General features: G+C 68.1%; 17 protein-coding genes and 1 riboswitch. Of the genes, 11 read left to right on the top strand and 6 right to left on the bottom strand.

The features are described from left to right. Positions 1–31 precede the first annotated feature (31 nt). Positions 32–1057, top strand: a complete 1026-nt coding sequence (locus tag U9J41_RS20990; protein WP_322404106.1) for a GGDEF domain-containing response regulator — start codon at positions 32–34, stop codon at positions 1055–1057. 439 nt (positions 1058–1496) lie between these two features. Further along, positions 1497–3815, top strand: coding sequence for a TonB-dependent receptor (locus tag U9J41_RS20995; protein WP_322404107.1), 2319 nt, complete (start codon positions 1497–1499; stop codon positions 3813–3815). Between the two features lie 110 nt (positions 3816–3925). Here the strand turns inward: U9J41_RS20995 and U9J41_RS21000 are convergent, their stop codons facing one another. Next, on the bottom strand, positions 3926–4372 hold the full coding sequence (locus U9J41_RS21000; RefSeq protein WP_322404108.1) for a hypothetical protein: 447 nt from the start codon (positions 4370–4372) through the stop codon (positions 3926–3928). Between the two features lie 239 nt (positions 4373–4611). On the opposite strand from U9J41_RS21000, the gene U9J41_RS21005 reads away from it, so the two are divergent. After that, positions 4612–6267, top strand: coding sequence for a response regulator (locus tag U9J41_RS21005; protein WP_322404109.1), 1656 nt, complete (start codon positions 4612–4614; stop codon positions 6265–6267). A 97-nt stretch (positions 6268–6364) separates the two neighbouring features. On the opposite strand, the gene U9J41_RS21010 is transcribed toward U9J41_RS21005, so the two are convergent. Beyond that, entirely contained in the window at positions 6365–6871 is a 507-nt protein-coding gene (locus tag U9J41_RS21010; RefSeq protein WP_425260845.1) for a hemerythrin domain-containing protein, read from the bottom strand. Between the two features lie 144 nt (positions 6872–7015). On the opposite strand from U9J41_RS21010, the gene U9J41_RS21015 reads away from it, so the two are divergent. From U9J41_RS21015 to U9J41_RS21025, 3 genes are all read left to right on the top strand, one after another. Beyond that, entirely contained in the window at positions 7016–7720 is a 705-nt protein-coding gene (locus U9J41_RS21015) for a sensor histidine kinase (RefSeq protein ID WP_322404110.1), read from the top strand. A gap of 242 nt (positions 7721–7962) precedes the next feature. Further along, on the top strand, positions 7963–10596 hold the full coding sequence (locus U9J41_RS21020; protein WP_322404111.1) for a patatin-like phospholipase domain-containing protein: 2634 nt from the start codon (positions 7963–7965) through the stop codon (positions 10594–10596). 88 nt (positions 10597–10684) lie between these two features. After that, positions 10685–10954, top strand: coding sequence for a hypothetical protein (locus tag U9J41_RS21025; protein WP_322404112.1), 270 nt, complete (start codon positions 10685–10687; stop codon positions 10952–10954). Here U9J41_RS21025 and U9J41_RS21030 read toward each other — a convergent pair. Together U9J41_RS21030 and U9J41_RS21035 are read right to left on the bottom strand one after the other, a co-directional pair. Then, entirely contained in the window at positions 10941–12245 is a 1305-nt protein-coding gene (locus U9J41_RS21030) for an NAD(P)/FAD-dependent oxidoreductase (RefSeq protein ID WP_322404113.1), read from the bottom strand. The genes U9J41_RS21025 and U9J41_RS21030 overlap by 14 nt on opposite strands. Positions 12246–12324: 79 nt before the next feature. Beyond that, positions 12325–12852 carry a hypothetical protein gene (locus tag U9J41_RS21035; RefSeq protein WP_322404114.1) on the bottom strand — a complete coding sequence of 176 codons (528 nt, stop codon included), beginning with the start codon at positions 12850–12852 and terminating at the stop codon, positions 12325–12327. Between the two features lie 178 nt (positions 12853–13030). Between U9J41_RS21035 and U9J41_RS21040 the strand changes: the two genes are divergently transcribed. The 4 genes from U9J41_RS21040 to U9J41_RS21055 all read left to right on the top strand — a co-directional run bounded on the left by U9J41_RS21040 (position 13031) and on the right by U9J41_RS21055 (position 15837). Then, complete coding sequence (locus tag U9J41_RS21040) at positions 13031–13699, top strand: hypothetical protein (RefSeq protein ID WP_322404115.1); 669 nt, start codon at positions 13031–13033, stop codon at positions 13697–13699. Between the two features lie 66 nt (positions 13700–13765). Continuing rightward, positions 13766–13897, top strand: a complete 132-nt coding sequence (locus tag U9J41_RS21045) for a hypothetical protein (protein ID WP_322404116.1) — start codon at positions 13766–13768, stop codon at positions 13895–13897. Positions 13898–14025: 128 nt separating this feature from the next. After that, positions 14026–14131, top strand: a riboswitch (TPP riboswitch). Positions 14132–14250: 119 nt separating this feature from the next. After that, positions 14251–15513 (top strand): D-amino acid dehydrogenase, encoded by a 1263-nt coding sequence (locus U9J41_RS21050; protein ID WP_322404117.1) that lies wholly within the window; start codon positions 14251–14253, stop codon positions 15511–15513. An 81-nt stretch (positions 15514–15594) separates the two neighbouring features. Then, on the top strand, positions 15595–15837 hold the full coding sequence (locus U9J41_RS21055; protein WP_322404118.1) for a hypothetical protein: 243 nt from the start codon (positions 15595–15597) through the stop codon (positions 15835–15837). Between the two features lie 24 nt (positions 15838–15861). Here the strand turns inward: U9J41_RS21055 and U9J41_RS21060 are convergent, their stop codons facing one another. Beyond that, positions 15862–16251 carry a hypothetical protein gene (locus U9J41_RS21060; protein WP_322404119.1) on the bottom strand — a complete coding sequence of 130 codons (390 nt, stop codon included), beginning with the start codon at positions 16249–16251 and terminating at the stop codon, positions 15862–15864. Positions 16252–16407: 156 nt separating this feature from the next. On the opposite strand from U9J41_RS21060, the gene U9J41_RS21065 reads away from it, so the two are divergent. Further along, entirely contained in the window at positions 16408–17664 is a 1257-nt protein-coding gene (locus U9J41_RS21065; RefSeq protein WP_322404120.1) for a DEAD/DEAH box helicase, read from the top strand. Between the two features lie 197 nt (positions 17665–17861). Here the strand turns inward: U9J41_RS21065 and U9J41_RS21070 are convergent, their stop codons facing one another. Further along, a complete protein-coding gene (locus U9J41_RS21070) occupies positions 17862–20552 on the bottom strand; it encodes a bifunctional acetate--CoA ligase family protein/GNAT family N-acetyltransferase (protein WP_322404121.1) in 2691 nt (896 codons plus the stop codon). Positions 20553–20627 lie beyond the last annotated feature (75 nt).

Genomic DNA, 20627 nt, shown 5'->3' on the forward strand with positions numbered 1-20627 from the left:
CGACGCCGGCCTTGATTTGATGAGATTACGCATGCCCAGCCGACAAGACATCCTGAACGCGAAGATCCTGGTCGTAGACGATTCCCCCGACAATATCGAATTGATGGAAGAGATATTGCGCGAGGAAGGCTACACCGACGTCAGTTCGACGATGCTGCCGGAACAGGTATGCCCGCTGCATCGCGAGCACAACTACGACCTGATCCTGCTCGACCTGCAAATGCCGGGCCTGAACGGTTTCCAGGTCATGAAAGGCCTCAAGGAGATCGAACAGGGCGGCTATCTGCCCGTGCTCGCCCTGACGGCACAGCCCAGCTTCAAGATCGCCGCGCTGGAAGCGGGCGCGCGCGACTTCATCAGCAAGCCGTTCGACCTGCTCGAAGTGCACAAGCGCATCCACAACATGCTGGAAGTGCGCCTGCTGTACAAGGAACTGGCGCAGTACAGCCGCGCCCAGCAGGAACTGGCGCTGCACGACGCCCTGACGGGCCTGCCGAACCGCCGCCTGCTGGAAGACCGCATCGAAACCGCGCTGCAGCACGCCAACCGCAACCACCACAAGGCCGCGGTGATGTACCTCGACCTGGACGGCTTCAAGGCGATCAACGACACCTACGGCCACGCCTACGGCGACGAGATCCTGAAAATGGTATCGCAGCGCCTGCTGTCGAACTCGCGCAAGGAAGACACGGTGGCGCGCCTGGGCGGCGACGAATTCATCGTCCTGCTGGCCGACGTGCACAGCCTGGCCGACGCCCAGGGCCCGGCCGCCAAGCTCGTCGAGGCGCTGTCCGAGCCCTTCTTCATCAACGACCTCACGCTGCAGCTGTCGACCAGCATCGGCATCAGCCTGTATCCGGACGATGCCGAGAACGTCGTCGACCTGATCAGCATCGCCGACTACGCGCTGTACGAAGCGAAGCGCGCCGGCAAGAACCGCTACTGCGCCAACGGCAGCGCCGCCCGCCAGGCCGCGCTGGCCGTCAAGCCGAGCATGACGCCGCCGGCGGCCGCCGCGGCCGTCGCGCCGGCGCCGGAACTCGTGCAGCATCGCTGACGCCGACCCTGTCCCCTTCCAGCGTCACACCGGGCGGTTCGTTCCACATGGGGCGGACCGCTTTTCACATGCGCCGCCCGCGTTGGATGTTGGACATTAACAACATCGCATCTGTTGCTTAAATCACACGGTTGCACACGTAAACACCCTTCTCGGCGCACCCATGTCGTTACGCCAGCCACGGCCCCACTCTGCCGCGCAAATCGGCGTCGACTGTACCGAACATCAAACTATGCAATAGCCCGCCAGCGAATGGCAAATACCGTTTAACTACTTGATTTATCTGTTTTTCAAATAAATCAGCAGTAATCTTGTGCAAATGTTTTTACTGCTAGGATGGTTATTCTTTGCCAAACGACAAAGAAACAAGAACGAGAGAGTATCGATTCAGCAAGATCGATTTATATCAATAGCTCCAATAAAGGACGAGATGCGTAACATGCACGTACGACCCACCCGACTGTTCGCCCGTACCCTGCTCGCAGCCGCCGTGGCCGGCACATTCCCCCTGTATGCGCTGGCCGACGAACCCGATCAGCCCGCCGACCAGGCCGCCACGCAGGACACCGCCGCCAGGCCGGCCCAGCACCTAGAAACCGTCATCGTGACCGCCCAGCGGCGCGCCGAGAACCTCAAGGACGTGCCGATGTCGGTCACCGCGATCAAGGGCGACAAGCTCGACGTGCTGACGTCCGGCGGCGCCGACATCCGGTTCCTGGCGGGCCGCTCGCCGTCCCTGAACGTCGAGTCCGACTATGGCCGTTCGTTCCCCCGCTTCTACATCCGCGGCCAGGGCAATACCGACTTCGACCTGAACGCGTCGCAGCCGGTCGGCCTCGTCGTCGACGACATCGTGCAGGAAAGCCCGATGCTCAAGGGCTTCCCCGTGTTCGACGTCGACCAGGTCGAAGTGCTGCGCGGCCCGCAAGGCACGCTGTTCGGCCGCAACTCGCCGGCGGGCGTGATCAAGTTCGACTCCGCGAAACCGGTATTCAAGACGGAAGGCTACGCCGTGCTGGGCGCCGGCAATTACGGCACCATGAATGCGGAAGGCGCCTACAACATGCCGCTGTCGGACACGGCCGCGCTGCGCGTGTCGCTGCAGTCCCAGCACCGCAACAACCGCGTGCACAACCCGGAACCGAACGCGTACACCCGCGACTTCGAGGGCTATGACGACAACGCCGCGCGCGTGCAGCTGCTGGTCAAGCCGACCCGCGACTTCTCGGCCCTGTTCAACGTCCACGCGCGCGACATGCGCGGCAACGCGACGCTGTTCCGCGCGAATATCATCAAGAAGGGCACGAACGACCTCGTCGACGGCTTCAACTACGACAACTATCCGACCGACGGCGGCAACAACCAGACCCTGCGCACCAGCGGCGCCAACCTGCGCCTGCGCTGGGACCTGGACGGCATGACCCTGCACTCGATCACGGGTTATGAGCACGCCTATTTCTACAGCCGCGGCGACGTCGACGGCGGCGTCGGTGCCGTCTACGCGCCGCCGATGGCGCCGGACTATCCGGGCCAGCCCGCGTACATCCCGTTCACGGTCGAGACGGCCGACCTGCTGCCCGAACATAACCAGGCGACGCAGGAAATCCGCCTGGAGTCGAACACCAAGGACCCGCTGCAATGGATGGCCGGCGTGTTCTACTTCGACGAGCACATCCGGATCGACTCGATCAGCTTCAACACGCTCGCACCGGGCAATCCGCAGAACGACGCCTACGCGACCCAGACCCAGGACGCCCGCTCCTGGGCCGTGTTCGGTACCATGAACTACAAGGTGACGGACAAGCTGAAACTGCGCGGCGGCCTGCGCTACACCAGCGACAACAAGGATTTCGTGGCGCAGCGCTTCGAGCCGCCCAAGTCCAGCGGCCCGCTGCCGCTGCACAGCGACTCGCACAACATCAGCTGGGACGGCTCCGTCAGCTACGCGCTGGACGGCGACACCAACCTGTTCGCGCGCGTGGCCACCGGCTACCGCGCCCCGTCGATGCAGGGCCGCCTGAACGGCCTCTCCGACAAGCCGTCGATGGCCGGCGCGGAAAAGGCGCTGTCGTACGAGGCGGGCATCAAGGCGGACATGCTGGATCGGCGCGCACGCCTGTCGGCGACGGTCTTCCAGTACCGCGTGAAGGACAAGCAGCTGACGGCCGGCAGCGGCACGATCAACATGAACCAGCTGATCAACGCCGACAAGGTCACGGGCCAGGGCGTGGAAATGGACTTCCAGGCGATCCTGTCGGACGACTGGCGCGCCAGCGTCGGCGCCAGCTACAACGACACGGAGATCAAGGATCCGAACCTGTTCGTGCAGACCTGCGGCAACCAGCCCAACACGAACGGCGTGAACGGCTGCACCCCGACCGGCGTGCCCGGCCCGTTCCCGTACACGCAAAAGCTGAACGGCCTGCCGCTGCCCCGCTCGCCGAAGTGGCAGACCAACTTCACGCTGCGCTATTCGCATCCGCTGGCGGACGGCGAGCTGTACGCGCTCACGGACTGGTCGTACCGGACCGACTACAACATGTTCCTGTACGAGGCCAGGGAGTACAAGGCGAAGGCACTGCTGGAAGGCGGCCTGCGCGTCGGCTACAAGTGGGACAACGGGAAGTATGAAGTCGCCGCGTTCGCCCGCAACATCACCAACCGCATCCAGGTGGTGGCCGCGATCGACTTCGACAACCTGACGGGCATCGTCAACGAGCCGCGCAACTTCGGCGCGCAGTTCCGCGTGAACTTCTAGCAGGGTGGGCACCCCACGCGCGACGCCAGCATCATGCAAACGTCCGCGTGGGCACCTTCGCATGTGAGGCCGCCGGCCTCACACACCCAACCCAACGAACACGGCGCGGATCAGGCCGCGCCAGCCGTCTTCTCGCCGCCCGGGCCCAGCGCCCGGCAGCCGACGACCTTCTCGTTGTGCGCCTCGATGGCGGCGGCGTTCTGGTGGTCGGAGCTGGCGTCCACTTTTTCCGGCGGCACCTCGATGCGGGTGATGCTCGAGGTGACGGAGAGCGGATCGCTGGCCGGGAACGTCATTTCGACGGCATCGTCGAGCAGGGTTTCCTTGGCCACCGCTTCGCGCGGCTCGGCCTCCGCGCTGGCCATCGTACGGATCGCGCGCGCCCACTTCACCAGCTTGAGATCGGCCAGTTCCGCGATGGTGTTGATGCCGAACGCATCGCGCAGCGCATCCGCCTGCTGCTGACTGACATTGCGCAGCACCGTCACCGGCTGGTTGACCAGCTCGCGGAAGCATTTATCGTGATGCGTGTCGTTTACGATGATCTGGATATTCATGTCTGTCCTTTCATGTGGCTCCCTGACATGACCCCACTATCGCATACGGTCTTGACATGGTATGTGCGGCACCGAACGATGCCCCGCCAGTTGCCGCGCACGATTGATTTTTAGGGGCTTGAGCGGCCGTGCTATCATGATGAATTGCAACAGTTTTTATCAATTTATTTTGCAAAGCGGCATGCTCTGTTATTCTGATGAGCTTGTGAATACGTGTACCGAGCCCTTGTTCAAACGCCGTGTCCCTCACCGAAAAACCTAAGATTCTCGTCGTCAACGACGATGCCGCCAGCCTGCTTGCATTGACGAGCCTCCTGGAGCAATGGGCCGACGAGAGCAATTACGAGGTCTTGTCGGCGCGCTCCGGCCAGGATGCGCTGCGCCAGGTGCTCCGCCACGACTTCGCCGTCATCCTGCTGGACGTCAACATGCCCGGCATGGACGGCTTCGAGACGGCCGAGGCCATCCACCAGCGCCCCCGCTCCGCCGACATCCCGATCATCTTCGTCACGGCGTTCCTCGCCGACGAGATCGACCGGCTGAAGGCGTACCAGCGCGGCGCCGCCGATTTCCTGTTCACCCCCGTGATCCCGCAGGTGCTGCGCGCCAAGGTGCAGGTCTTCGTGGCGCTCGCGACGAAGAACGAACAACTCAAGCGCCAGGCCGAGAAACTGTCCCAGCGCACGACCGAGCTGACCGCGACGAATAAACGCCTCGTGCGCGAAATGGAAGAACGGCGCGCGGCCGAGCGCAAGAGCAGCGCCAAGGACGAATTCCTCGCGATGCTGGGGCATGAGCTGCGCAACCCGCTGTCGGCCATCAGCAGCGCCTCGTCGCTGCTGGGCATGCCTGGCATCGGCCCCGATTCCATCGCGCGCGCCCGCTTGATCATCCAACGCCAGAGCCAGCATTTGTCGCGCATCGTCGACGATCTACTGGATTTGTCGCGCGCAATGTCGGGCAAGATCCTGCTTTCTCGCAAGCGCCTGGACATCGCCACGCTCGTGTCGAGCTGCCTCGACACATTCCGCGCCACCGGCCGCACGACCGGCTACGACATCGACGTCAAGCTGGCGCCGGGCTGGGTCGACGGCGACGCCACGCGGCTCGAACAGATCGCGACGAACCTGATCGACAATGCGCTGAAATACACGCCGGGCGGCGGCCGCATCGAGATCGCCGTCGCGGCGCACGAGGCGGACATCGTGCTGCGCGTGAGCGATTCCGGCGTGGGCATCGCCCCCGACCTGCTGCCGCACGTGTTCGACGTGTTCGTGCAGGGCGCGATCTCGATCGACCGCTCGCAGGGCGGCCTCGGTATCGGCCTGTCGCTCGTGCGGCGCCTCGTCGAGCTGCATGGCGGGTCGGTCAGCGCAAGCAGCCCGGGCACCAGCAACGGCAGCACGTTCGAGATCCGCCTGCCGCGCGCGGAGCCCGGCGCCGCGACCGACGCCCCCGCCCATGCGCGGACGCGCGAGGCCGACAAGCCCACCGTGCTGCTGATCGAAGACAATGACGACGGCCGCGAGATGATGGCCACGATGCTGGCGTCGTTCGGGTATCCCGTGCTGCAGGCCGGCGACGGCCTGGAAGGCGTGCGCGTGGCGTGCGCCGAAAAGCCGGACGTCGCCCTCGTCGACATCGGCCTGCCGGGCATCGACGGCTATGAAGTGGCGCGCCGGCTGCGCCAGGAAGCGGGCACGCACGGCATCCGCCTGATCGCGCTCACCGGCTACGGCCTGGCGGAAGACCAGCGCCGGGTGCTGGAAGCGGGCTTCGACCTGCACCTCGTCAAGCCCGTCGAATTGCACGCCCTGCTCGACCAGCTGGCGGGCACGGCGGCCCGCCCGTCCGGCGAAGGGTTGCCCCTGGCCCAGCCGGCCGCCGCCGGCTGAGGGCTGAATGCCGACGGGCACGTAGGGTGGGCACCCTGTGCCCACGCGTCACCGGTGGCAGGGACCTGACGTTACGCGTGGGCGGAGGCCGCCCGCCCTACAGCGTCGCCATCAGTTCCTGCTTGCGCATCGCCATTTCCTGGCCCAGCGCGAGCAGGTCCAGCCCGCTTTTCTTCACTTTCGGGAACATCTCCTTCTCTTCTTCCTTGACGTGGTGCTCGATCTGCTCGCCGAGCACTTTCACTTTCGCGTCATACAGCTCGTCGTCCGGCTGCATTTCCTGCAATTGCTGGATGAGGTCCTTGGCCGCCGCGTGCTCGACGACGGCCTCGTCGACCATGTCCTCGCCCTCCTCGATCTTCGCGCGCACGGCCGGGTAAAAGATTTCTTCTTCGATCGTCGTGTGGGCGATCAATGCCTTGCAAATCTTGTCCTTGAGCTTTTCCTTGCTGGTGGTGGCGCGGTCGCCCAGCTGGTCGAACTGTTCGAACATGTCCGAGACTTCGCGGTGATCCGCGGTCAAGAGGGCGATGGCGTCCTGGCCGGCGGCCATGGCGTTCGTCTGGGTGCCGGCCTGTGCGCCGGTGTGGGATCTCGTGCTCATCTGTAGCTCCTTGCGTGGGGTTGTCAGCCTCCAGCTTGACCCGAAATGCAACACTAGACTGTACGGCAACTCACAAAGACGATTCCTGCGCCGTCCCGGCCCAAGCTGTTGTATCATCCCGAGAAACATAAATTGGTTGCCTCCATGAAAGTTTCGGAACCTCATCCGCCGGATTCCGGAGAAGACAGCCAGCATGCGGCGCGCGCCGCCGAGCTGGCCGAACTCCTGGCCCACGTCACGACCTGCTGGGACGAAGAGCGGCGCCAGCTGGCACGCCGGCTGCACGACAGTCTTGGTTCGTCGATGACGGCGCTGACGATGCATCTCGGCCTGCTGTCGCAACATTTGCAGGAACAGCCGCAGCGCGACCGCGCCTCGCAGATGAAGCAACTGCTGAACAACATCATCGAGACCAACCGCAAGATGCAGCTGGCGCTCTGGAACGACAAGCTCGAATTCCTGGGCCCCAAGGCGGCGATCGCGGAACTGGTCCAGGAATGGGGCCGCGAACACGGCGTCAAGGCCAGGGCCAGCATGCCGGACGAGGACCCCGACTACACGCGCGCCCAGGGCGTCGCGCTGCTGCGCTGCGCCGAGGAAGCCCTGCGCAACGTCGCGAAGCATGCGCAGGCGACGGCGGTCGATGTCATCCTCGACGACGATGGCGAGCAGGCCATGCTGACCGTGCGCGACGACGGCGTCGGCCCGGGCACGGGCGGCTGCGCCTCCCCCGGCTGCCACGGCCTGCGCATGCTGCGCGAACGCGTCCGCGGGTTGAACGGCACGCTGACCCTCGGCCCCGGACCGGACGGCAAAGGCACCGCCCTGAAGCTCGTCTTCCCCAAGTAAGCCGGCCACATCCCACCCGCTGCACGGCCGCCCTCCGGGCGCGGCCGGCGCACGTCCCTCGCCTGCGCGCCCATGCAATCATTGGTGAGAATTTTGTCAGTTAATCATGCTAGCCTTGTAAGAATTTGCCGATAGATTTGTCAGGCAAATTCTTACCCTGCACGGATAGATCGACGGGAACCCGGCACGTCGTCCGTGGTCAGCCATATCGACGCCCCGCGTCGCGCGCGATGGAGGTATGCATGGACACGCAATCGCACCAGCCGCCGGCGACGGCCGATGACCGTTACGTCGGGCGCATGCGCGACGAGCTCGCGCGGATCCGCCTGCGCCGGTCCGTGCCGGCGCAGCAGGCGACGTCCGCCTGGGGCCTGTGCCTGTCCGGCGGCGGCATCCGCAGCGCCACCTTTTGCCTCGGGGTGCTGGAGGCCCTCGGCCGCGCGCCGGCGCCGCCCGGAGCCGCGCCGCTCCCCCTCCCGGGCAGTCCGGCGGCCGCCGAGGAGAGCCTGCTGGGCCAGTTCGACTACCTGTCGACGGTCAGCGGCGGCGGCTACATCGGGACGTTCTTCGCCAGCCTGTTCGTGCCGGGGCGCGCCGATCCCGGGACGGACGAGGCTGCCAGCGCCGCGAATGCCTACGACACGCTGCGCCAGGAACCGCCGCGCCTGCGCACGTCCGCCGTCAGGAGCGCCGGCAGCGCGTACCGGGCCATGGCCTGGCTGCGCGAGAACGGCCGCTACCTCGCACCGTCCAGCGCCGGCGACCTGCTGTATGGCGTGGCCACCGCCGTGCGCGCCTGGTTCGCCCTGCACCTGGTGCTCGGCCTGCTGCTGCTCGTCCTGCTCGCCCTGCTGAACCTGGCCAAGAACGGACTGCTGTACGCGGCCGGGCAATCGCCGTGGACCCGGTTCATCGTCCAGCTGTCCACGCCGGGCACGTGGCTGGCGGACGTCTGGTTCAGCGGCCTGTGGATGTTTCCCGTGGCGGTGCTGGCCCTGCTGACGGTGCCGTGCGGCTGCGCCTACTGGATGACCTATCCCCCCTCAGGCGAAGGCGTGGACAAACCGGCCAGGCAATCCTTGCGGTACTGGCTCGGCTATGGCCTGTGCGCGGCCTGCGTGGCGATCGTCATCGCCTGCGCGGCGGGGATGATCCCGTGGTTCTGGATCGCGCCGGACCTGCCCTGGGACCGGGCGGGCACGCCGTTCGCCGTCGTCCTGGCCGAGATGGCGCTCGGCACCGTGTGGTTCCTCGTCGCCGCCGCGCACAAGACGTTCGCGGCACTGCGCCTGCACCTGACGCGCCAGCTCACCTGGACGCTGAAGCTGGCCGGCGTGCTCGCCTTCCTGGCGCTCGTCGACACGCTCGCCCAGAGCTTTTATGCGCACGACTGGACCCTGGGGCCGCCGCTGACGGCGACCGCCATCCTGACGTGGCTGACGCGGCGCCTGGCCCCGCGCCTCGCCAAGCTGTCCGGCATGCCGCGCACGCGCATCCCGGTGGACGTCCTGCTCGGGCTGGCCGCCGGGGCGCTGGCCGTGCTGCTGGTGTCCGTCTGGGATTACGGCGTGATCTGGATCCAGTGGCAAGGCGTGGATCTGCCGGGCCGCCACACGTCCGCGGCGGCCGGGCTGCTGACGTCGCAGTGCGGCTGGCTGGCGCTGCTGCTGCTGGCCGCCGGCGCGCTCACGGCGATGATCGGCCGCTTCCCGCAATTCCTCAACCTGTCCTCGCTGCAGGGCCTGTACAGCGCCCGCCTGACGCGCGCCTACCAGGGCGCCAGCAACGCCGACCGTTTCGCGGACGGCGACAAGACGCTGAGCTCGGCGGAACCGCTCGATTCCGACCACATCAAGCATGCCGACTACAACACCAACCGCTACGCGCCCCTGCATCTCATCAACGTGTGCCTGAACCAGAACGTCGACCCGGCCGAGCAGCTGGTCCAGCGCGATCGCAAGGGGCGGCCGATGGTGGTGCTCCCCGCCGTCGCCGGGGATGCGCCGGCCCTGCCGTTCGCGATCGACGGCAAGTGCTTTCCGGCCGGGGACACCGGCGCCAGCGACCCGTTGACGATCGGCGAGTGGATCGGCATCTCCGGCGCGGCCGCCGCCACCGGCAGCGGCCGGCGCACGTCGGCGGCCATGGCCCTGCTGCTCGGCCTGGCGAACGTGCGGCTGGGCCGCTGGTGGCGCTCCGGCCTGAAGGGCAACACCGAGCGCGGCCTGGCACGCCTGTTCCGCGCCGTGCTGCCGACCCAGGCCTACCTGGTCGACGAACTGGGCGCGCATTTCTACGGCACCCGCCGGCCCATGCACTACCTCAGCGACGGCGGGCATTTCGACAATACCGGCATCTACGAACTGCTGCGGCCCGAACGCGACCTCAAGTTCGTCGTCGCCTGCGACTGCGGCGCCGATCCCGGCTACCGGTTCGACGATCTCGCCGGCCTGATCCGCCTGGCGCGCATCGACTTCGGCATCGACATCGATGTCGACGAGACCGTCACGAATTCGCTGTCCCCGTTGCGCGACGTCTTCGGCACCGCCGCGGAGCTGGCGCGGCCCCAGTCCGGCGGCAACAAATGCGCCCTGCTGCTGAACGTGTTCCGCAGCAGCGGGGCGCGGCACGACAACGTGCCGGACATGCGCATCGTCCTGATCAAGCCGGTCCTGGTCGCCGAGGCCCCGCTGGACGTGCACAACTATGGCGCCGTGAACAAGGAATTCCCGCAGCAAACCACGGGCGACCAGTTCTTCGACGAGGCGCAGTGGGAAAGCTATCGCATGCTGGGCGTCGAGATCGGCCGGCGCATCTTCGACCCCGCCGACAAGGACCAGCGGCACCATCTGTGGAACATCCTGGCCGTGCGCTGAACGACCTGCCGTTTCCTTGATCGGGCCGAACACCGGGTTGCCGGCCCGTGCGAGCATCGGCGGGTTGCCAACCATCGTGGAGCTTCGCATGGACCCGACGCCACCGTTTGCCCGGCCGCCCGAGGCACTCAGCCCGACGCTCGAACGGCTCGAACCCATGCAGCGGCCGGCGCCGATGCCGGCCTGCGGGCATTGCCGGCTCGCACTGTGGTACCTCGTCGACGCCGACCTCGCGTGCTATTGCAACGCGATGCGGCGCGTCGTGTGGGACGGCATCCAGCCCGGCGTGCGCTGCTGCGACATCCCGCTGCTCGACGCCGCCTGCCGGCAGCCGCGCAGCGGGCTCAGTGCAGCTTGACGATCGGCGTCGTCCTGCGGATCAGGAAGCGCCCCACCGCCATCAGGCCCGTGCGCAGCGACCCCAGCACGGCCTGGTGGTGCATCAGGTGCAGGCTCATGTACATGATGCGCGCCAGGAAGCCTTCCACGAACAGGCTGGCGCCCCGCAACGAACCCATCAGGTTGCCCACCGTCGTCTCGCGGCCGATCGACACCAGCGAGCCGTAATCGCGGTACACGTACGGCGCCGTCCGCGGCGGCTTGCCGGCCGCCTGGTCGATGAAGGTCTTGAGGAGATAATCGGCCTGCTGGTGCGCGGCCTGGGCGCGCGGCGGCACGGCCTTGCCCTTGCCGTCCGTGCAGGCGGCGCAGTCGCCCAGCGCATACACGTCGGGCACGTCGTTCACGCGCAGGTGCGCGTCGACCTCGACCTGGCCGCCCTTGGCCACGGGCAGGCCGAGCGAGCCCAGGAACTCGGGCGCGCGGATGCCCGCCGCCCACACGCACAGGTCGGCCGGATACAGGTTGCCCTTGTTGTCGCTGACCTGCGTCTTGTCGATGCAGTCGACGCGGCAATCGGTCACGACCCGGATGGCGCGCTCGTCGAGCAGGCGCGCCGCCGCGCTCGACACCCGTTCCGGCAGCGGCGCCAGGATCCGCGGCGCGCCTTCGAGCAGGGTGATGCGCACGTCGCGCTTCACCTGCAGCCGGCGAAAGCCATAGGCGGCGTAGGCACCGGACGCTTCGCGCAATTCGGCCGCCAGCTCGACGCCGGTGGCGCCACCGCCGATGATGACGATGTCGAGGCCGCTGTCGGCGGCGCCGTCCTCCTTCTGCTGCTCGGCCTGGGCGAGCAGGCGCAGCAGGCGCAGGCGGAACCGCTCGGCGTCCTCGGTGGCGTTCAGGGAAATCGTGTTCTCGCGCGCGCCGGGCACGCCGAAATAATTCGACGTGCTGCCGACGGCGATCACGAGCGAGCGATAGCCGAGGGTGCGCTCCGGCAGCACTTCCTCGCCGTCGGCCGCCGTGGTGACGGGCGCGATCGTGATGTGCCGCGCGGCCGCGTCGAGCGCCGTCATGGCCCCGTACACGAAGGAAAAGCCGCGGTCGTGCGCCAGCATCTGGTACGACAGGCCTTCCTGGTGGATGTCCAGCGTGCCGGCCGCCACTTCGTGCAGCGACGGCTTCCACACGTGGTACAGCCGGCTGTCGACCAGCGTCACCTTGCCTGGCCCCAGTTTGCGGCCCAGTTTGCAAGCCAGTTCCAGTCCGCCCGCCCCGCCGCCCACGATCACGATATCGCCCTGCAAGCCTGCCTCCGTCGGTCACGCCCGCTGCCGGGCTCACGCGGACAGTCTACTACGGGGCGGCGCAACGCCCCGTCACGGATCAGTCGTGGCCGTGGCCGTGGCCGTGACCATGGCCGTTGCCGTTGCCGTTGCCGTGGCCATGTCCTTCATCGTGGCCGCGGCCGTGCTCCCGGTCCTCGTGGCGGCCGTGGCCGCCGCCGTCGCGGTATTCCACGCGCTCGACGACGCGCACGTCGCGCGGTCCGCCGCGGTGTCCTTCGCGATACCCGCCGAAATGCTCACGGTAGCGCGGCACATAGGTGTTCGTGTACCACTCGTCGCGCACGAACAGGACCGGGCGGCCGCACGCGCCGTAACGGCCGCAGTAACGCGCCCAGTGCCTGCGGTGGCCCGGCGGCACGCGCAGGTAGATCGGTTCGGCCACGTATTGCGGCGCCGGCGTGATGATCACCGGTTGCGGCGCATACAGGACGGGGCGCGGCGCGAAGTCGCCGATGTCGACCCGGCCATAGAAGCCGGGCTGGCCGACGCTGATGGACACATTCGTCTGGGCCAGGGCCGGGAGAGCGGCGGCGCACAGCGCCACGCCGAAGATCAGGGATTTCATAGGATGACCTCTTTGTAATGTTTGGGTCGAGTTTATCAAACGAAATGTTACGTACAATTCGTTGCAACACATGCTTACATTGTCGCCGGGCGGGATTACAACAGACCGGGCCGCAATATTTCTCTTGGAGCAAGTGCGCGGCTACAATCGCCGGCTCCAATCCACTGAAAGGTCATCGATGTTCGCGAAACAAACCGTGCTGGCGGCCGCCCTGCTGGCGGCGGGCGCCGCCAACGCGCAGGTCGGCGCAACGGCCGACCTCGGCACCACCGGCGTGGGCTTCCACGTCGTCGTGCCGATGGAAACCTATCTGAACGGCCGCTTCGGCGTCAACTATTTCCGCCACAACTTGACCAAGACGTCGAACCTCGTCGAGTACGACCTCAAGGGCAAGCTGCAGACGTTCGACCTCCTGTTCGACTGGTACCTGACCGAAGGCAGCAGCTTCCACCTGACCGGCGGCGTCCTCTACAACGGCAACAAGTTCGACGCCAAGGCCAGGCCGAACGGCGCCGGCGCCTTCACGCTGAACGGCCATACCTACTCGACGGCCGACGTCGGCCTCCTGACCGGCAGCATCGATTACCGCAAGGCCGCGCCCTACGTCGGCATCGGCTGGGGCAATGCGCTGGCCCCGTCCTCGCGCTGGACCAGCAACGTCGACCTCGGCGTGTTTTACCAGGGTAATCCGAACGTGCATCTGGCCAGCACGAGCTGCCCGACGTCGCTGACGGACTGCGTGGCGCTCATCAACGACATCGCCGCCGAGCAACTGCACCTGCGCGACGACGTGGACTCGTTCAAGGTCTATCCGGTCGTGCGCGCGAGCATCGGCTACCGCTTCTGAGCGTCCTCCAGCGGCGCGCCGTCTCCCGTGCGGGTCGGCTAGGATGAGGCCAAAGGAGAGAGCGCCATGAAACCCCATCGTGCCTGCCATCGCCTGCTGCTCCTGGCCTGCCTCACGCTGGTGGCCTGCCAGGACCGGCGCGAACCGGTGAAGCCCACCGTCGCGCTGGCCCCGGCCACGGCCGTCATCCCGGCCTGAGCCGCGCGCCGCGCAGCCTGCCGCCGTCCGGCCGCATTCGCGCGCCGGCGCCGCCGCGCATCCATCGCCTCGCTTGCTCGTCCACTTTGCCGCCGCGCCGCGGACCGGTTAGAATTCTCCCTGCCATAAGGCAACGCTAGGGGTCCTGCAGCCGCAACCGCGGCCCGCGGGTGAGAAACACCCTCCGAACCTGATCTGGGTAATGCCAGCGAAGGGAAGCATGCGGATACCGGTCCCCGCGCCGGCGCCCGCCCTCCCTTGCCGGCGCCGCCCGTCACCACGACGCCAACGAGGAGCGGCATGCAACTTCCTGTTTCCAGAACCCACCCACGCCGTAGCGCGGCGGTGCGCCGATGAACGTGCTCGTCCTCGGCGCCGGCATCGTCGGGACCGCGACCGCCTGGTACCTGCGCGAGGCCGGCCACGACGTCACCGTGATCGAACGCCAGGGCGGCCCCGCGCAGGAGACGAGTTTCGCGAACGGCTGCCAGATCTCCGTGTCGCACGCCGAGCCCTGGGCCACACCCGCCGGCCTGCTCAAGGTCGTGCAGTCGCTGGGCCGGGAAGACGCGCCGCTGCTGTTCCGCCTGCATGCCGACCCGCTGCAATGGCGCTGGTGCCTGCAATTCGTGCGCGAGTGCGCACCCGGCCGCGTCGCCGCCAACCTGCGCCGTATCGTCGCCATGGCCGAGTACAGCCGCCGCAGCCTGCAGGCGCTGCGCGCGCGGACGGGCATCGACTACGACAGCCTCACGCGCGGCATCCTCCATTTCTACACGGACGACAAGGAATTCGAGCGCGCCCGCCGCGCGGCCGCCGCGATGCGCGACCTGGGCTGCCCGCGCATGACCGTGGACGCCGACGAGGTCGTGCGGATCGAACCGGCGCTGGCGCCCGTGCGCCGCCAGCTCGTGGGCGGCGACTTCACGGCCAGCGACGAATCCGGCGACGTGTACCGGTTCACGTCGCAACTGGCCGCGCGCGGCGCGGACGCCGGCATCCGCTTCCTGTACAACGCGACGGCGACGCGCCTGCTGGCCGGCGGCGAGCGCATCGACGGCGTGGAAATCATCGACGCCGAAGGCCGCCACCGGCAGCTGCACGCGGACGCCGTCGTCGTCGCGCTGGGCAGTTTTTCCGCGCACCTGCTCGCGCCGCTGGGGATCCGGCTGATGATCTATCCGGGCAAGGGGTATTCGGCCACGTATCCGGTGATCGATGCCGACGCCGCGCCGACCGTGTCGCTGACGGACGACGGCCACAAGCTCGTGTTCTCGCGCCTGGGCGCGCGCCTGCGCGTGGCCGGCACGTGCGAGTTGAACGGTTACACGCGCGACCTGAACCCCGTGCGCTGCGCGGCGATCACGCGGCGCGTCCGCGCGCTGTTCCCCGGCGCCTGCGACTACGACGCCGCCACGTACTGGGCGGGCCTGCGGCCGTTGACGCCATCGAACGTCCCGCTCATCGGCCGCACGCGCTTCGCGAACCTGTACCTGAACACGGGCCACGGCACGCTGGGCTGGACGATGGGATGCGGTTCGGGGCAGGCGATCGCGGACATCGTGTCGGGGCGGAGGCCGGACGTCGATTTCCCATTCGCCGGCGGCGGCGCGTGACAATCGGCGTGTTTTCGGGGGTGTCCGGGCTGCTACACTCGCGCCGGCAATGGATCGGACCCGGCGTGGAAAGACTTCGGCATGAAAAAGAATTTGGCAACCAAGTGGTGGATCGAGCTGCCGTGCTGCGTCTGCGCGGTCTTGATCGTGCAGGGATGGCTGCAGGCCGCCGGCGTGGACGACTCGGCGCTGCACGGCGGATTCTCGTTCGCCAGGCTGGCGGTCTGGGCGTGCTGCTTCTATGTGGTCGAGCGCATCATCAAGTTCGCGCTGTGGGCGATCGTGCTGGCCATTGCGCCTGGCAAGGCCGGCGATATGCCTTAGGCGCCGGACGACGCACCGGCGGCATCAATACGTCCAGCCGACCCGGAACCACGCCTCCAGCCGCGGCGCCAGCCAGAACCAGTTCACCGGGAACGCCGCCGCGGCAAGGAAGAACGCGGCACCGGACAGGCCGTCGGCGGGCCTGCCCGTTTCCCCGAAACGTCGCCTGAGAACGAAGCCGGCGAGGCCGGCAATGCCGCCGACGCACGCCGTCACGACGAGGACGAATCCCCACGCGGACACCCGGCTCGACATGACGAGCGCGAAAGGCAGGACCACCGCAAGCGCACCGAGGCCGGCGCTCGCAACCGCCAACACGAGGGCCGCGGCCGTGCGGCCTCGCGCCCGGCATACGGCCCGGATAGCCATCGGGATGCCCAGGCACGAGAACCCGAGCAGCATTCCAAGAAACACGAGTAATAAAATCAAGCCCATCGGCCTTGTCGCAACGGAAGTCCACGAAGGCGCAGTGTACGTGCGCGTTGCACTCACGACAAGTGGACACCCGCCGTGACCCTAGGTTGGGCGACAGGTTACACTGTCGCCTTTTCCAAGACTGCCTCCGCCACCATGTCGTTCGCTTCGCTCGGCCTGATCGACCAGATCACGCGCACCCTCGCCTCGCTGTCCTACCACACGCCCACCGCCGTCCAGTCGCAGGCGATTCCCGCCGTGCTGGCCGGACGCGACGTCATGGCCGCCGCCCAGACGGGCACCGGCAAGACGGCCGGCTTCGCCCTGCCCCTGCTGCAGCGCCTCGTGCTGGATGGCGTGCAGGTCGCCGCCAATTCGGTGCGCGCCCTGATCCTCGTGCCGACGCGCGAACTGGCCGAGCAGGTGCACGAGAGCGTGCGCGCCTACGGGGCCGGGCTGCCGCTGCGCACGATGGTGGCGTACGGCGGCATCAGCATCAATCCGCAGATGATGCGGCTGCGTAAGGGCGTCGACGTGCTCGTCGCCACGCCCGGCCGCCTGCTCGACCTGCAGCGCCAGAACGCCGTGCGCTTCAACCAGGTGCAGACGCTCGTGCTGGACGAGGCCGACCGCATGCTCGACCTCGGGTTCTCGCGCGACATCGACAACCTGCTCGCGCTGCTGCCCAGGCGGCGCCAGACCTTGCTGTTCTCCGCGACGTTTTCCGACCCGATCCGGCTGCTGGCGACGAAGCTGCTGGTCGACCCCGTCGGCATCGAGGCATCGCCGCGCAACACGACGGTGAAGGCGATCCGCCAGTGGATCGTCCCCGTCGACAAGAAGCGCAAGCCGGAGCTGTTCCTGCACCTGCTCGAGCGCCATGGCTGGTCGCAGGTGCTCGCGTTCGTGAAGACGCGCAAGGGGGTCGACCAGCTCGTCGACCTGCTGGCCGCGCAAGGCGTCGGCGCCGATTCGATCCACGGCGACAAGCCGCAGCCCGCGCGCCTGCGCGCGCTCGAGCGCTTCAAGGCGGGCGAGGTGCGGGTGCTGGTCGCCACCGACGTCGCCGCGCGCGGCCTCGACATCGAGGAGCTGCCCGTCGTCGTCAACGTCGACCTGCCGATCGTGGCGGAAGACTATGTGCACCGCACCGGCCGTACCGGCCGCGCGGGCGCGTCGGGCGACGCCGTGTCGCTCGTGTGCGCGGACGAAGTCCAGCAACTGGCCGCCATCGAGGCGCTGACGAAGCAGCCCTTGCAGCGCAAGGAGGAAGCGGGCTTCGAGCCCGAGCACCGCGTGCCGCAGACGACTGCGAGCGGCGAGATCGTCAAGAAGCCGAAGAAACCCAAGAAGCCGAAGAACGGCAACAAGGACGCACCCGTCGTGCAGGAAGACGTGCGCTTCCGCCGCTGATGCGGCGCCAGGGGCTGTCAGGCTGACACGAGGTAAAAAGCGCAATTTCCGGGATCATGAGCACGTCGCGCCCCGGCTGGACGCCCCCCCTTGGCGTGACCCGGTTATGCGCGGGCGGCCTTTCGAACTTGGGTTCCCGCCTCCGCGGGAACGACGTAATAAATTATGCCGTTGGCCTTTCGTTAGTCGGATAGACCCTAGCGCAGCGGCAAGCGGAACTTCCGCACGCCCTCGTCCTCGTCCACCGGTCCGACGATGAAGCCGAGTTTCTTGACGAGGCCGATGACGGGCGCGTTCTGCGGCAGCGCCTCGCCCACGATCTCGCGCGTGCCGCGCGCGCGGCAGTAGGCGATCAGCTTGTTCATCAACATCACGCCCAGGCCCTTGCCCTTCAGGTCCGAGCGCACCGTCACCGCGAATTCGGCACTCATGTTGTCGGGATCGGCCACGACGCGGCCCACGGCCAGCGTCTCCGCGTGGCCGTCCGCGCCGGCGCGCGTGGCGATGAAGGCCATTTCGCGGTCGTAGTCGATCTGCGTGAAGCGCGCCAGTTGCGCCGGCTGCAGTTCACGCACGCGCACGAACATGCGGTAGCGGACGTCGTCCGGCGTCAGCGCGTTGAAGAAGGCGACGTGCGCGGCGCCGTCCTCGGGGCGGATGGGGCGCAGCAGGATCGTTTCGCCCTGCCACGCCACGAATTCTTCCAGTTCGGCCGGATACGGGCGGATTGCGAGGCGGTCCAGCGCGTGGCCGGCGCGGTCAGCCATCGCGATGCGCATGCGCGCGTCCAGCACGACGGCACCATTGGCGTCGGCCAGCAGCGGGTTGATGTCCAGTTCGACGATCTCCGGCACGTCGGCCACGAGGCGCGACACCTGCACGAGCACGGCGGCGATGGCGTCCAGGTCGGCGGCCGGATGGTTGCGGTAGCCGGCCAGCTGGCGCGCCACGCGCGTGCGCGAGATCAGGTCGCGCGCCAGCACCGTGTTCAGCGGCGGCAGGCCGACCGCGTGGTCGTTCACGGCTTCGACGGCGAGGCCGCCCTGCCCGAACAGGATCACGGGCCCGAACACGGGGTCGGTGGCGGCGCCCGCGATCAGTTCGTGCGCGGCCGGATTGCGCGCCATCGCCTGCACGATGAAGCCGTCCAGGCGCGCGTCCGGCTGCAGTTCGGCCAGGCGTTTCCGCATGCGTTCCGTCGCGGCGCGCACGGCTTCCGGCGTGTCCAGGTCGAGCGACACGCCGCCGACGTCGGACTTCTGCACCACGTCCGGCGACAGGATCTTGACCGCCACCGGATAGCCGATCTCGCCGGCCATGGCGACGGCATCGTCCGGCGTCACGGCCGCGCGCGTGGGCACGGTGGGGATGCCGTAGGCGTCGAGGATCGCCTTCGTGTCCGGGTCGTCCAGCAGGTAGCGGCCCGTCCTGCGCCCGCGCGCGAGCAGATCGCGGACGAGGGCGCGCGCGCGTCCGCGGTCCGGCTCGCCGTCGCCGACGGAGGCCGGGACTTCCATCAGGAGCTGCTGGTTGCGGCGGAAATGGACGATCTGCAGGAAGCCGTTCACCGCCGCTTCCGGCGTGCGGTAGGCCGGCATGCCCGCCTCGTACGCGATCGCGCGCGCTTCTCCCACCGACTGCAGGCCGAGCCAGCACGCGAGCACGTTGCGCGACGACGCCTTCGCCAGCGGCGCCACCGCGCGCGCCACGTCGGCCGGGTCGACGACGGCGTTGGGCGCGTGGATCATCACGACGGCGTCGGCGTCGCCGTCGTGCAGCAGCACGTCGACGACGTCGCGGTAGCGCTCCGGCGGCGCGTCGCCGCGCAGGTTCAATTCGCCGCTGCCGCTCCATTCGGGCACGAGGCCGCGCAGCTTCGCCACCGTCTCCGCCGACAATTCGGCCTGCTGGCCGCCGCCGTATTGCAGGGCGTCGGCGGCCAGCACGACGGGCCCGGCGCCGTTGCCGAGCAGCGCCAGCCGCTCGCCGTACAACGGCTTGGCGCGCGCCAGCGTCTCCACGGCCGCGAACAGCTGGTCCGTCGTGTACACGCGCAGCATGCCGGCGCGGCGGATCGCGGCGTCATACACGTCGTCGGGCCGCGCCAGCACGCCGGACAGGCAGGCGCCGGCCGTCGCCGCCTCCAGCGAGCGGCCGGCCTTGAGCATCAGGGTCGGCTTGCTGCGGGCCGCCGCGCGCGCGGCCGACATGAATTTGCGGGCATAGCGCACGCTCTCCGCGTGCACCAGGATCGCGGACGTGCCGGGATCGCTGGCCAGGTAATCGAGCACGTCGCCGAAATCGACGTCGGCCGAGTCGCCCAGGGCCAGGAACGTGGAAAAGCCGACGTTGCGCGTGCGCGCCCAATCGAGCACGCCGGCCATCAGCGCGCCCGACTCGGACACGAAGGCGAGGCGCCCCGGCGCCGCGCCGCCCACGGCGATGCTCGCGTTCAGGCCGATGCCGGGCGCCAGCAGGCCTGAGCTGTTCGGCCCCAGGATGCGCAGCAAATAGGGGTTGGCGGCATCCAGCATCGCCTGTTTGATGCTGCGCCCGCGCACGTCGCGCGCGGTCGACACGCCGGCGCTCATCACGATGGCGGCGCGCGTCCCCAGCGCGCCGAGCGCGCGCACGATGCCGGGGATCGTGGCCGGCGGCGTGCAGATGATGGCCAGGTCCGGCGCCTGCGGCAGCTGCGCCACGTCGGGCCAGACCTGCAGGCCGGCGAGCGCGTCGTACTTGGGATTCACGGGGAACAGCCGGCCCGCGAAGCCGCCTTCGCGCAGGTTGCGCAGCATGGTCGCGCCGACGCTGCCCGGCCGCTCGGATGCGCCGACGAGGGCCACCGACGTCGGGGCGAACAGTTGCTTGAGATTACGGACACTCATCCACACGCTCCCAGCCGTGCAAGCCGCCGGCGGCGGATTGGCTACACTTGGTTCGACATCTCATCGACGCCACCG

It is taken from the genome of Massilia luteola (assembly GCF_034420155.1).
Taxonomy (GTDB): domain Bacteria; phylum Pseudomonadota; class Gammaproteobacteria; order Burkholderiales; family Burkholderiaceae_D; genus Telluria; species Telluria luteola.